Here is a 13233-nt window from a genome sequence, read left to right on the forward strand (position 1 = left end):
TGTAGTGGCATAATAAAATTGGACAGCTTCTAAGAGGTTATAATAACCCAAAGAAGGAAACTAGTATGACCAACAATCGCAATCAATATACCCGAGAATTCAAGCTTGAAGCCATCAGCTTAGTGACTGAGCATAAGCGTAAAATACCTGATGTAGCAAGCTCACTTGGCATTGGCAAATCCACCCTGCAGAAATGGCTGAGTCAGTATCGACAAGAAACGAATGGCCAAGCACCTAAAGTCGGCAACGCTTTAACGGATGAACAGCGCGAGCTACAAGAATTGCGTAAGCAGGTTAAGCGACTCACTATGGAGCGCGACATATTAAAAAAGGCTTCTGCTCTGCTGGCCTTGGACAGCCTGAACGGCTATCGCTGATAAGCAAGCTTGCAGAGCAAGACAAAAGCGTCAGTAAACGCCGACTATGTGACTTATTTGGCATCATTAAAAGCAGCTACTACTATGGCACACAGACTAAGCCTATCGATATTGAACGTGTCAAACTCAAAGCCTTGATACGTCAAATATTCAATGACTCCAAACAATCAGCTGGGGCTCGCACCATTGTCGCCATCCTGTGGAATGAGCACAGTATTAGGCTAACGCGTTACTTAGCTGCCAAGATTATGAAGCAAATGAAACTGGTCAGTTGCCAGCTCAAGACCCACAAATACAAGCACGCTGATCAGGAACATAAAACCCATGACAACCTTTTAAAACGCAGATTTAGCCCAACGGCGCCCAACCAAGTCTGGACGGGCGATGTCACTTATATTCGCATTAAAGGCGGCTGGTGTTACCTAGCCGTTGTTTTAGACCTGTACGCCCGTCGTGTGGTGGGCTTTAGTGTCTCAGACTCACCCGATAGTATTCTGACAGGTAACGCTCTGAAAATGGCGTATCAGACGAGACTCAAACCAAGTGGTGTGTTATTTCACTCAGATCAGGGCACGCATTACACCAGTAAGAAATTTGCTGAATCAATCGATGATTGCGACGGTATGACACAGAGTATGAGCCGTCGTGGAAATTGTTGGGATAACGCCCCAACTGAGCGCTTCTTTAGAAGCTTCAAAACAGAGTGGATGCCAAAGGGCGGTTATGAGAATATCGCTGAGGCTAAAAGTGCCATTAGTGATTATATCTGGGGCTACTATCAAACCGTGAGACCGCACACTTTCAACAATTATTTAACACCAGCTGAAACAGAAAGACGTTACTTTAATCAAAACCTCTTATCAGGTGTCCTAAATTAGTTGACCACTACAAGTCATTAGCAGGGGTGGGTGGTCAAGCTCAGTTATCGGGTTTACATATCAGTGCCAACACAAAGCCACTAGCGATACAAGCACAGGGCGGTGAGCTGCAACTGCACAGCCAGCAATCCATGACCATCGGTAGCGAGTCAGGACAGGTGAACATCGCAAGCCCCAAACGCATTCAGTTTCAGACCAGCGCCGGGGCGTCCTTAACGATTGATGAGAGCGGGATTAAGCTGGTGTGTCCGGGGGAGATTAAGGTTCAGGCGGTGAAGAAGAGTTTGGTAATGGGTGGTAAGGTTAATGCGCCAGTAATTGCTTTGCCGACTTCGGGGTTGTTTAGTAAAGCATTTGATCTTAAAAAATTACTGCCACAAGATTTAATAGACCAAGGCATCAGTTACAAGCTAATTAATCACTCTAAAGGAACAGAGTTTGAGGGTAAACTTGATGAAGAGGGTCAGACATTAAGAGTATTTGGAGATAAAGCTGAGAAGGTTGAGCTAGAGATTCTTGGCAACGTGAACCATAAAGGAGAGATTAAGGTCACTGATGTATCAGATCAGATGGAGTGCAATAATTGCTCTATTGAAGACCTATTTGAAGATTGTGGCGATAATCATGCACATGATGAAGACGACTTTGGCTGTTAGACCTCTTACAGAGTAAATTTATAGGATAACCTATGTACTTATTAAGCAATAAAAATCTATGCTTCTTTTCGATATTCCTCTTTACTATACCATTCATCAGTGTAGCTCAAACCACAAACGAAGAAGATTATCAAAATTATTTAGATAGCATACCACGCGTTCAGCTTAAGATGATTCCTAATCCAAAAGAAGAAGTAAACGAATCTTTCAACCAAACCAATGAACCAGATTCAGTGAGCTATATCGATAAACTAAATAAAGAACTGGCAATCGATGAAGTTCCTTTTCGGTATGTAGATTATGAGTATAGCGATGGGAAATTCACTACTTATCCATTTGAACTGGTGAATGAGAAATTGCCAACGATAGAAGGTAGTAATCCTAATTATGATAAAAGATACGACAAAGCCTTTCAAAAAATGATTTCCAAACTCGTCAACCCTATAGATCTTGCTAAAAAAGAACTTTATGCACTGGGTTCTCAAAATGCAGGAGTATATATACAAGATATAAGCACTAATAAAAAGTATGTATTCAACGAGATTTGCTTCGATAATAAGTGTGCTATAGGGCAAGTATTCTATATCTTTAATCCAACCAATTATAATATGACAGGTATGCTATACGATGGTTGTTCATTTATCAAAGATAATATAACGGGTAATGAGCAGCGTACTAAAGAGCTATTACGAAAATATATTGATAAACAAGATCCTCTAAATCATAGCTACGCTCCTAATGCTTGTAAAAAACAGTTATCAATAACGGGGGAAAAGTAATATGAGCTCACTAGTAAAACCAGTTAAAGATGTTACTTATACTCCTGATAGAGTCGGCTACATTAGAGCGGTTTCTAGACAAGAATCATCCTCAGATCTACGCTATTCTTATACTTATAAGGGTAAAAACAAAGAAGGCGGGTATGTAGACAATCCAGCATCTGTTAGAAGGCTGAACCCTTGGGACTATGTAGGGCTATTCCAATTTTCTGAGATAGCACTAGAAGATGTAGGTTGTTATAAAAAAGACAAAACTAGAAATGGTGAACATCAGGATTGGGGAAACAAAAAAGATAAATATTGGACTAATAAGTACGGTGCTTCATCATTTGATGTCTTTAGAAATAGTGGTGAAATACAATTGAAAGCAATCCAATATTGGATTGACCGCTTATGCAACTATATGAGAAATATAAATGCAAATGAATTTTATGGTAAAACTATTACAGAAGCGAAAGATCTTGATCCTTTTGAAGTAACAGAATCGGGAGTCATTGCAGCTAGACACCTAAAAGGTGATGATGCTGTAGTAGATTTTCTGACATCAAATGGAAAAATTAACAAAGTTGACGGTAATAAAACCAGTGTTGGTAAATATATGAGTCTATTTGCTCATTATAACCTTCAAACTTGTTGTAAACGAAAAGTATACGTGAAAATTGTAGATGCTAAAAAAGTTGGCATTCCTAACAAAGAAGTTGAAATCAGCTCTGAATTTAAGGGTACATTTAATTTGGGTAAAATAGTAGTTACTCATAAAACAGACAAAGATGGTAATTTACCCATAATAGTCAGACATCCAGAAGCAAAAATTCAGTTAAAAATAGATGCCAATCTTGTTGAAACAATAATTCAAAAAGCAGATCAGCTACAAGGTTATGAGATATTATATCTAGGTGAAAGCAAGTATTCTTCCAAACTATCAAAACATGAAAAATTACAAACTACTAAAGAAAGTAAAGATACCGATAGCAGTACCAATAGCGTTGAACCAATTGGATCAAATCAACACAGTGAAGGTAGCGATAATAATGAGAAAATTGATGAAGTCACCTTTAACATAAAACTAGTAGAAGCAGACACGGGCAAACCATTGCCAAAAGCAACCTACCACCTTGAGTATAAAAACAATATCAAACCGCATCGAACTGACAGCTCAGGTATTGAGTCAGGTATAAAAGCTGATATTAGCCAATCTATCAGTGTTTATCTTGATGATGACGGCGGTAAAAAGCAATCAATCTACAGCATGGCATTTCCAGTGACAGGAGACTTGAACGGACAGACCAAAGTACTTAAAGTTCCTGTCGTAACCCTACAACTTATATTCATTGATAAAAACAAAAAGCCTGTACCTAATTACGAGTTTAAAACCGTCTACCGTGGGCGTACCTCTGAGATTAGAAAAGCCAATGCAAGAGGCATAGCCACTGTTAAAGCACTGGCGGGACAGCAACTAAAAGTCATTCATGTAGCCGCAAATAAATTTACCAGTAATATTGTCACTGATGGCTCAACTGAATGGACATACAGCACTGATAAACTGATTGAAAATAATAGCAGTTCAACAGGCTCTGCTTCCACTAGTAATGCGCCCTCAACTACGCCGCCCTCTCAAAAGCCCAGCTCTACAAAACCTAGTACTTCAAGTGAAGTTAATAAAGGCACTGTCATACGCGATGACAAAGTAACACAACAAGGCCCAACACATGAAGTTAGGACGAAACAAGCAAAGATCACGATTAAGTTTTTAGATGAAGCAACAGATAAGCCTTTATCAGGATTAACTTATTGGACTCAATCTACTAAGTATGGCAAAAATGCTTCTACTACTGGTAGTGATGGCACAAGAGGTCGTACGCATGATTCAGATGTGGGTATCAGCATTGCGGTGATAGTTAACGAGAATGGTAAGGAAATTAAGAAAGGTACTATCATCGCTAATAGTGATAAAAACGGTGTTGCTTATGTTTATAAGGCTAAAAAGCCTAAGTTAGATCCAAGTGGTGCACATTGGCATAGCAGGTTTAAAGCAAGTACAAGTTTAGATGATTTATCAGAACCGTTTAAATCTAATGCTAAGAAATTTATTAGTGCATTGAAAGCTGCTAACATCTCAGTTCGTATTTCTACTACATATCGTCCTGATGCAAGATCTTATCTAATGTACTATTCAACTAATATAAAAAGAGGCAAAATTAGTCCAGAAAAAGTTCCTCCATGGCCTGGTGTCAATATTGATTGGACTCATGGTGGAAATAAGAGTAAAGCTGTTGAAGCTGCTAGAGCTATGCATGCTTCTTATGGTATTGGAGGCAACCCTGTTGGAAAACCATCTAATTCTAACCATAATGTAGGCCTTGCAGTAGATATGACAGTCACTAACTATTCAGGTAAGACAATTAGTTTAAATGGTAACAAATATAAGATAAATGAATTTAATGATTTAGTTGCTGCTGGGAAGAAAGTATCCGTTATTTGGTATGGAAGTAAAGACAAGCCGCATTGGTCACAAACTGGAAGATAATATGAAGCTTAAATATGTAGTAGTTAAATTATTGTTATTAAGTCTAATAATAGGTTGCACACAGTTAGAAGAAGTAGATAAGGAAACTATTACACTAGAAGCAGTAGATAAGGAGTCAGATTTATTGTTAAAAGAAGAAGTAAATGAAGAAACTGCTGTATTACCAGAAAACTTGAATAAGGAAACTATTGTACTTAAAGATAGTGAAAGCTATGCAATTGGTGGGAGCTTCAATACTATAGGAATAGAAGAGAATGATAAAACGCTTGCTTGCATTAACTATCCTGAAAATATAAAAAAAGGATTTTTTCTAGATTTAGATACATCAGAAGTGCCTATAATCAAACTTCAAAGTATTGAAGTTAATCCAGATCAGATAAATTTATGTAATGAATATTTTAATACTCAAGAATACACGCATACAGCGGTATTTTCAGAGAATTTTCAATATACGGTAAACGGTTATGTGTTTAAAAATGAAGATATCAAGATTTTTACTGAAAACGGCAAAATGATTGGATTAGATCTAAATTCTGATAACAAATCTGATTATTTAAATACTTGTTCAAGCATAGAGTCTGAGCATCTAAGTATTTGGGATAATGAGTTAAAGCAGGCTAGATTAGCTTATGCGTATCGACGCATAGATGCAGATCTTATCGAAACATGTGAAGATATTGATTATCTTGATATAGAGTGATTTTTTATTAAAATTAGTACTATGCCTATTATAAGTAAGCATAGGGCTTCGTTTTAAAGCCTTGGAAGATTATATTGGATAGAAATTTATATTTTATGAAAAAAATACTAGTTATATTGGCTCTACAAGCTTGTAGCGATCCTACTGTTCAACTTCCTGTAACTGATGTCCATAATGGCAATGACATAAACTCAAAGTTAGGGACGAATACTACTCAATCATCGTTAAAAGCAGATACAGATATAGTCAATCCATAATAAAAGGAACTGACTTTATGACTATGAGAGTTATCCTTTTATTAGGTTTCATGTTGTTAATATCTTTCACTTACGATATCGTTAGCTCTTCAATCGAGAATATAAAAAAGTCGGATCCTACCAATCGATCGTACGAAAATGCCTACTTTGAAGTAAATTCTGATGTTACAGAAAGTGTAGAGCTTAGATTAATTAATATATAGTCAATCCCACCTAAAAGTGTTATAAACTAATTATCAAATTCAATTGTTATTATAAAGACCATGACTTACTCGCTAGATTTTCGCAAACAAGTACTAAAAAGCTTAGACGAGGGTATGACCTTTGCCGAGGCAGCTGAGTTTTATAATCTGAGCCCAACCACCATACAAAACTGGAAGCGGCGTGTTCATAGTAAAACAACCAGGCAAACCAAACCCTATAAAATACCAGATGATGTGCTACTTAATGATGTCAAAGAACATCCTGATGATTACCAGTATGAGCGAGCACGTCGTCTAAACTGTAGTAAAACAGGCATTCATCATGCCCTAAAGCGTCTAGGCATCAGTCAAAAAAAAGACTTTAGAACATCCAAAAGCCTGTCCGATCAAAAGAGCGATATATCAGAATAAGCTTGAGCACTTTAAGCAGCAAGGCTACCCCATTGTCTATATATACGCGCGCGGCTTTGAGCACGAGACCATTCGCTCTCATGGCTATGCACCGATTGGTGAGCCTTGTATCGATAGCTACAACTGGCAAGGTAAAAGGCGAACCAACGTTATCGGTGCTCTATATGAAAAGATGCTGTTTGCCCTAGATTACTTTAAGCACAACATCAACAGCATCGTCTTCTATCACTGGTGCAAACACAAGCTAATCCCAAGTCTTAAAACCAAATGCGTGATTGTGATGGATAATGCCAGATTTCATAAGAGTAAGCGTATTCAAAAGCTACTGAATAGGCATGGTCATCGTATTCTATGGCTGCCGCCGTACAGCCCTGATTTGAACCCTATTGAGAAGAAATGGGCTCAGGTGAAGTTTCTACGCCAAGGCTGGATGGAAAACGACTTATCCAAATTGTTTTATGATGTTTGTCCTAACCATAACAATTTTATTTTGAGCTGACTATATACGCTACTATAGTTAATAACGATCAGAATTTACAACCTTACGTTAGCGTGAAAGATGTTAACCTAAGAAACACAATGTTTAATAAATATTTAGAATGGTCGACTAAGGTTGGGCAAGGTGTCAAAGATGATGTCATTTCAGTTGGTATACCTAGAATTAATCCAGAAACTAACCAATTTTATCGTGAAGTCATTGATGGTTAATTTTCACAACTAGGAGCTACTATGAAATCAATAAAACTATTTACACTCTCTATTTGCACCTTAAGCTTAACCGCGTGTTTTACGCCTACAGGTCAACTCTTTGGCGAGCAAAAAGACTATCTAAAAAATGATCTAGGTCAAATTGTCAACGAATGCACTGACGAGATAAATCCTATGACTGGAGAAATAACTTTTAATGGCGTTGCTAAAAGTAAAGCTAATGCATTTTGGATAAGAAACAATTTGCCTAAGGGTACTTTATACTATGTATGCGAAGGTGCTCAAACAGTCCTGCCTAAAGACTGTCAGGGTAAACCACTGACCACACCTGAGATACGTCGCTACTGGAAGAAATACAATCTACCAGTAGGAACAACTGAATTTAATTGTAGTAGCGGTGTGCCAAAAGTAGCAAATGATAGCTAGGTTTATCAAATTAATCGTAACCGATATGAAGTCTAAAGAGACAGCACATGAAATCAATCCTATTAATCGCGCTCTCCGCTGTCGTTCTCTTATTATCGGCGTGTCTATCATCGCAGGGCAAAACCTTAGCCACCTCTATAAAGGATAAGTTTATGAATGAGCAAAAGACCCCATGGGAAACCTTTATATTTGCACCGCGTCATTATCCAGTAGAGCTGGTGGCAGGTGAATCCTTTTGGATGTACGACAATGGCGCAAGAATAGGATTTACAGCTCACGCAAATGGCGGTTGGCGATCAGCAGGGGCACAAGCAGGTGGTGGATCGATGCTACCTGACGGTATTAATCTAACTTGGCTGTCGCCTACCGAAGGTAAGTACTATCATGTCAGAGCGAGAATACCTAAAGAAATAATTCTACGAGAGTTTAATCGAAAATTAAGTATGGATATAGAAAACAAGTTAAAAACAGAAAAATTTAAGGAGATTCATTTCGCCTTAGCTCCTGGTGGTTTTGTCTCTATGCGCCTTGGCTGGGCACAAGTAGAAGAAGTGGCACAGTTTCAGGCTAAAGAAGTGGACATCTCATGGGAGTACTTCGCAGAGGCTAATCACTTCAATCCTGAGGGATTAAGTGAAGAAAAATATTTAGCAGGCTTTACTGACAAGCTACCTGAGCATATTCAAGTGCAAAGAGCTGATGGCACTGTTCCGTACGATAGATGGAAGGCGTTTAACACCCAAAAGTTTCCTTGGCATTTAGCCACTACGCTTGACTTACATGGTTATACTGAGTTTTTAATAAATGGGAATATGTCGTTCATAGCAAAACCTGAACTTGATTTATCAGTCTATACTGACAAACAAACAGTCCCTGCATGGTATCGAATATACTTTAAAAGAGAGGGCAAGCGTTATAGAGGCAACATCATTGTTACTCAAAACGATCCAGATCAAAGAGAACAACCTGAGGGTGATGTAGAGATATTTAATATCTTTAGACAGTATTTTGCAGAAGATAAAAGACCTGCCGCTTTGGTTATAGATATAATAGACGGTCAAATCGTCGCCTATCTGGACAATGGTATAACTAAAAGAGATCTACCCCTATACGATAGTGACTATCGGGTACTTAAGGATGATGAATATCCTTGGTTTAAATAAATTATGTCTAAAGACAACAGCACTTCTTTTATTAAGAGGTGCTTTTTTTTAGATATTTAACGAATGGCGTGAATCAGACTAAAAAATCTACGTACAATGATAAAATAAAGTCGGGCAAAAAGTTTCAAGGAGGAGCTCATACCAGTTGGTATCCTAAGAATCAATCCGTATACCTGTCAATTTTACCGTACAGTTATCTCTGGTTAACTATTAAAAGGGAATTAGTTGTGAAATCATTTAAGTTAGCATTGTTGTCAGCAAACATAGTTTGGTTATCGGCATGTCTACCTCCTTCTGGAGTCTTTTCAGGAGAACAGACTGAATATCTCACTAACGATATAGGTGTGTTAAGCGAGTGTACAACTCAAACAAGTTGGAAAACAGGAGAACGTCGTTTCAATCCAGTGCCTAAATCGCAAGCAAACTTTTTTTGGAAAGAAAATAACTTACCTAAGGGCACTTTATATTATGTCTGTGAGGGTGATAAAGCAGTGCTCCCTAGGGACTGTCAAGGTAAATCACTGACAACTCCTGAGCTTCGGAGCTATTGGAAAAAATATGACTTACCTGTTGGTTTAAAAAAATTCAACTGTAGTAGTGGTGTGCCTAAAGATCCTAGACTTACCTAATTATATTTATAAAGTAGGTGCCATCGTTGATAGGATATGAACAATATCTTAATCCGTCACGTTAGATCACTCCCAAACTATTTTAGGTCTTTATTTATGAGAGATAAAAAAATCAATTGGACTACGATTATATTTGCACCACGCTACTATATGATTATGCGGTGTTTAAAACGCCAGAGGAATATCGTCTTGTGGCTGGTAGTAAAACGCTAGGCACGCTACCTGTTACAACTGTGCTCATACCTAAACAGTACATTATTTTTGGCGGTAGGCGCTGGCAAGTAGCAGATATAGATATGGATAAAAAAGTCGTCTATGTCGTTGCCGCTAAAGGTGGCGGTGTGCCTCCCGCTTTTGACAGCGGCGGTATGTCGATACATGACCGAGTGCGTCAAGAAATGTATGACATATTAATTAGTGGCGATTATCGTATTGCAGTCGGTGATAAAAAAGTCGATTTCGCTGATAAAATAGCACGCGAGCTGTTCGCAGAAAGCCTTGATACTTTTGATAGGTGTCAACTGCGTCATCGACCACTTATAGACCAAGATGGTAATACTTATATCTTTATGTGGCGCGGTGATAAAATTGTCAACACCTTAGCAGCCCTGCTGATGCAACATAATTTCTCTACTGAGAGGTATGCGGGCGTGATATGTGTTAATAAAACCGATTCAGTGCAAGTTATGAAATTCTTACAAGCGTTAACTCATAAACCTTTGCCAATTGCGACTGAACTTTCCGAGAATGTACCCAATAAGATAATCGAGAAGTTTGATGAATATCTGCCTGAGGATTTACTAAGTATTGGTTATGGTGCAAAAGCCTTTGATATTAATGGTCTCAGTGACTGGTTGCAGCTATTTGCTAAAAACGAGCCGTAAAATGAAGTTGTTTTCTAATTACTTTAAAATTATTTTTTAAGTCTATTTTACCTAGAGTTATATGGTCTAATTGACTATATTAATGAGAAAAATACGAATCAAATGATAAGAAGGTATCTATTTCATTAAAGGTATAACTGATTATCTAAATACGTTTTTTCTTGAAACGATGACGATTTCTTCACTACTCACTACTAACCTTATTCCATTCCAAAATACTTTGTATAAAATCCTATAACCAAAAGTATCTGATAACAAAAAAATCCGTTAGATATGGGTTTATTAATTGTCAGGTTCGCGTTATTATCACCCCCTATTAAGCAAGACTCTACTACCTATCAGGAAAGGATATTCTATGCGCTATGAGGTTATTGTTATTGGTGCTGGTATGGTTGGCACATCGATTGCGTGGCATCTACAAAAGAACGGTTCGCAGGTGTTGTTGTTAGACAAAAAGCTACCCGGGTCAGAGACCTCATATGGCAATGCAGGCCTCATCCAGCGCGAAGCGATTCATACGCATCCATTTCCGCGTCAGTTGACTGAGATGATCAGAGTATTACCCAACCAAGGGACGGATATTCGCTATCGTATCCCAGCTATCTTGCGTTATCATCAAGCGCTATTGCAGTATTGGAAGTACTCTGCGCCTGCGACTGTTAAGCAGATCGAAGCAGAGTGGCAAACGCTGATTGCGCATTGTACCAGTGAGCATCAGAACATGATTACAGCGTCTGGCGCTGATGAGCTTATCACTCGTGATGGTTGGTTACAGCTGCATCGTTCTGAAGAAACCTTTAAAGAAGCAATTGCTTCAGCCATCGCTGCACGTAACCAAGGCGTTGAGCATAACGTATTAGACGTTGAAGCATTAAAAGCCATGGAGCCTAGCGCCAATTTTGAAGGTTTCGTTGGTGCAATTCATTGGAAAAACTCTTGGCAAGTGTCAAACCCAAGCTCGCTTGTAAAAGCCTATGCGAAAAACTTCCAAGACATGAAGGGCACGATAAAAGAGAGTGATGTAAAAGAAATCGTGCAAGACGGTGAAGGTTGGAAAGTCATCACTGATAATGACACTTACTATAGTGATAAGTTGGTGATTGCAGCAGGCCCTTGGTCTAATGACTTGATCAAACCACTTGGCTACAATTTACCCTTGTTCCCGATGCGTGGCTATCATCAGCACTTTAAAGTGACTGATAAAAACAATATCAATCACAGTATGTTTGATATGGATAAAGGCTTTGTCATGGGGCCAATGCAGCAAGGTATTCGCATCACGACCGGTGCCGAGATGACCACAATGGATGCACCAAAGAACTTCGGTCAATTAAAAACGGTATTGAAGTTTGCTCGCAAAATCTTACCATTAGAAGATGCGGTTGAGAGCGAAGCATGGGCAGGATCACGCCCTTGTATGCCGGATATGAAGCCAGTTATTGGCCCTGCAGACAAGCATGACAAACTATGGTTTGCGTTTGGTCACAGTCATCAAGGCTTTACATTAGGGCCGATGACAGGTCGTTTGGTTGAAGAGATGATTCATGACAAGCCGGTACTGGTAGATGTAGCGCCCTTTAGCGCTCAACGTTTTTCTAACTAAGCTCATATCAGATTAACAGCATATCTGAATAGCTCAACAAAGACTTAAATTCATAAATTGAAGGTATACAATATGATAAAAAAGCTACATAGCAATCAGCGTATGAGTAAAATTGTCGTTCATAATCAGACCGTTTATTTGTGTGGTCAAGTAGGCAATGCGGAAGATGACATCAAAGCACAAACCTTGACTTGTTTGGAAAAGATCCAAACGTTGTTAGAAGAAGTGGGTAGCGACAAGTCAAAACTGCTATCAGTGACAGTCTGGATAAAAGACATGTCGGACTTTGCCGAAATGAACGAAGTATGGGATAACTGGTTTGAGGGTATCCAGCCGCCCGCGCGTGCTTGTGGCGAGTCAGCATTGGCGCGTCCTGAACTACTGGTTGAGATGATAGCCATCGCGGCTGAGTAATAGACTGATTGTAGTATAGGTATGAATAAAGAGGGCATGATAGCAATATCGTGTCCTTTTTTATTTGTCAGATCGTTAAAGTTAAGCGTACTTTCTAACATTCAGTAGTATGAATAAGCCGCTTTTTTAGCGGATTTATTAATATCTATTGTTTTGTGCTTAATACTTGCAACTTGTACGACGCCAAAGTCAAAGAATATATAGTCAGTGAAAAGTAATATCGATAAGTAAGCTCGATTAAATTTGTTGCACATATGTCTAATATTATTATACATTCTCTAAGTCAGCTGTTATTATGTTTCAGCAATAAATCTGATAGTTTACTTTACATAAAGATGTCTTTGAGGAGTGCAGTATGGGAATCGTAGGAATTGCTTTATTTTTTATCGCTTTAATTATATGTATAATTTACGGGATTAAGTTGATTATCATTGCCTTTCAAGAGTCGACTGCTTGGGGACTCATGTACTTATTTGTACCTTTTGCTAATTTGTATTTCGTTTTTACCAGATGGGAAAAGACCAAGTCTCCATTTTTGAAAACCTTAATCGCCATCCCGTTATTGATTATAGGCGCTATGCTAATGCCAATGCAGTCAGCTGTTGGATATTAGAGCAC

General features: G+C 38.5%; 14 protein-coding genes. All 14 read left to right on the forward strand.

The features are described 5' to 3' along the window. Positions 1-65 precede the first annotated feature (65 nt). Positions 66-1255, forward strand: a protein-coding gene (locus W293_RS16645) for an IS3 family transposase (RefSeq protein ID WP_101210725.1) whose coding sequence is annotated in 2 segments (ribosomal slippage) — positions 66-324 and positions 324-1255 — 1191 coding nt in all. Because the reading frame shifts where the segments join, the coding sequence is not laid out codon by codon here. Positions 1256-1281: 26 nt separating this feature from the next. Then, on the forward strand, positions 1282-1911 hold the full coding sequence (locus W293_RS0115620; RefSeq protein ID WP_025653315.1) for a DUF2345 domain-containing protein: 630 nt from the start codon (positions 1282-1284) through the stop codon (positions 1909-1911). A 32-nt stretch (positions 1912-1943) separates the two neighbouring features. Further along, on the forward strand, positions 1944-2690 hold the full coding sequence (locus W293_RS0115625; protein ID WP_025653316.1) for a hypothetical protein: 747 nt from the start codon (positions 1944-1946) through the stop codon (positions 2688-2690). Between the two features lies 1 nt (position 2691). Continuing rightward, positions 2692-5217, forward strand: a complete 2526-nt coding sequence (locus W293_RS0115630) for a hypothetical protein (protein WP_025653317.1) — start codon at positions 2692-2694, stop codon at positions 5215-5217. Beyond that, positions 5174-5917, forward strand: a complete 744-nt coding sequence (locus tag W293_RS0115635; RefSeq protein WP_156915677.1) for a hypothetical protein — start codon at positions 5174-5176, stop codon at positions 5915-5917. The genes W293_RS0115630 and W293_RS0115635 overlap by 44 nt, the downstream gene beginning before the upstream one ends. 520 nt (positions 5918-6437) lie before the next feature. Further along, on the forward strand, positions 6438-6788 hold the full coding sequence (locus W293_RS0115645; protein ID WP_025653320.1) for an IS630 transposase-related protein: 351 nt from the start codon (positions 6438-6440) through the stop codon (positions 6786-6788). A gap of 70 nt (positions 6789-6858) precedes the next feature. Further along, positions 6859-7287, forward strand: coding sequence for a transposase (locus W293_RS16865; protein WP_264673016.1), 429 nt, complete (start codon positions 6859-6861; stop codon positions 7285-7287). Positions 7288-7517: 230 nt separating this feature from the next. Continuing rightward, positions 7518-7922, forward strand: coding sequence for a hypothetical protein (locus tag W293_RS0115660; RefSeq protein WP_025653323.1), 405 nt, complete (start codon positions 7518-7520; stop codon positions 7920-7922). A gap of 47 nt (positions 7923-7969) precedes the next feature. Next, on the forward strand, positions 7970-9085 hold the full coding sequence (locus tag W293_RS0115665) for a DUF2931 family protein (protein ID WP_025653324.1): 1116 nt from the start codon (positions 7970-7972) through the stop codon (positions 9083-9085). 227 nt (positions 9086-9312) lie between these two features. Then, complete coding sequence (locus W293_RS0115670; RefSeq protein WP_156915678.1) at positions 9313-9714, forward strand: hypothetical protein; 402 nt, start codon at positions 9313-9315, stop codon at positions 9712-9714. A 161-nt stretch (positions 9715-9875) separates the two neighbouring features. Continuing rightward, a complete protein-coding gene (locus W293_RS0115675; protein WP_156915679.1) occupies positions 9876-10598 on the forward strand; it encodes a hypothetical protein in 723 nt (240 codons plus the stop codon). Positions 10599-10953: 355 nt separating this feature from the next. Continuing rightward, complete coding sequence (locus W293_RS0115680) at positions 10954-12201, forward strand: NAD(P)/FAD-dependent oxidoreductase (RefSeq protein ID WP_025653327.1); 1248 nt, start codon at positions 10954-10956, stop codon at positions 12199-12201. A gap of 75 nt (positions 12202-12276) precedes the next feature. Then, positions 12277-12615, forward strand: coding sequence for a RidA family protein (locus tag W293_RS0115685; RefSeq protein ID WP_025653328.1), 339 nt, complete (start codon positions 12277-12279; stop codon positions 12613-12615). 355 nt (positions 12616-12970) lie between these two features. Beyond that, positions 12971-13228: a hypothetical protein gene (locus W293_RS0115690; RefSeq protein ID WP_025653330.1), complete on the forward strand. Its 258-nt coding sequence runs from the start codon at positions 12971-12973 to the stop codon at positions 13226-13228. Positions 13229-13233: the final 5 nt, after the last annotated feature.

The sequence above is a fragment of the Psychrobacter sp. TB67 genome, from assembly GCF_000511065.1.
Lineage (GTDB): Bacteria > Pseudomonadota > Gammaproteobacteria > Pseudomonadales > Moraxellaceae > Psychrobacter > Psychrobacter okhotskensis.

What these genes read in the sequence shown, in the direction of transcription:
- W293_RS0115635 (WP_156915677.1), top strand. Translation starts at nt 5,174, where the DNA reads ATGGAAGTAAAGACAAGCCGCATTGGTCACAAACTGGAAGATAATATG.
- W293_RS0115680 (WP_025653327.1), top strand. Translation starts at nt 10,954, where the DNA reads ATGCGCTATGAGGTTATTGTTATTGGTGCTGGTATGGTTGGCACATCG.
- W293_RS0115665 (WP_025653324.1), top strand. Translation starts at nt 7,970, where the DNA reads ATGAAATCAATCCTATTAATCGCGCTCTCCGCTGTCGTTCTCTTATTA.
- W293_RS0115690 (WP_025653330.1), top strand. Translation starts at nt 12,971, where the DNA reads ATGGGAATCGTAGGAATTGCTTTATTTTTTATCGCTTTAATTATATGT.
- W293_RS0115625 (WP_025653316.1), top strand. Translation starts at nt 1,944, where the DNA reads ATGTACTTATTAAGCAATAAAAATCTATGCTTCTTTTCGATATTCCTC.
- W293_RS0115660 (WP_025653323.1), top strand. Translation starts at nt 7,518, where the DNA reads ATGAAATCAATAAAACTATTTACACTCTCTATTTGCACCTTAAGCTTA.
- W293_RS0115630 (WP_025653317.1), top strand. Translation starts at nt 2,692, where the DNA reads ATGAGCTCACTAGTAAAACCAGTTAAAGATGTTACTTATACTCCTGAT.
- W293_RS0115645 (WP_025653320.1), top strand. Translation starts at nt 6,438, where the DNA reads ATGACTTACTCGCTAGATTTTCGCAAACAAGTACTAAAAAGCTTAGAC.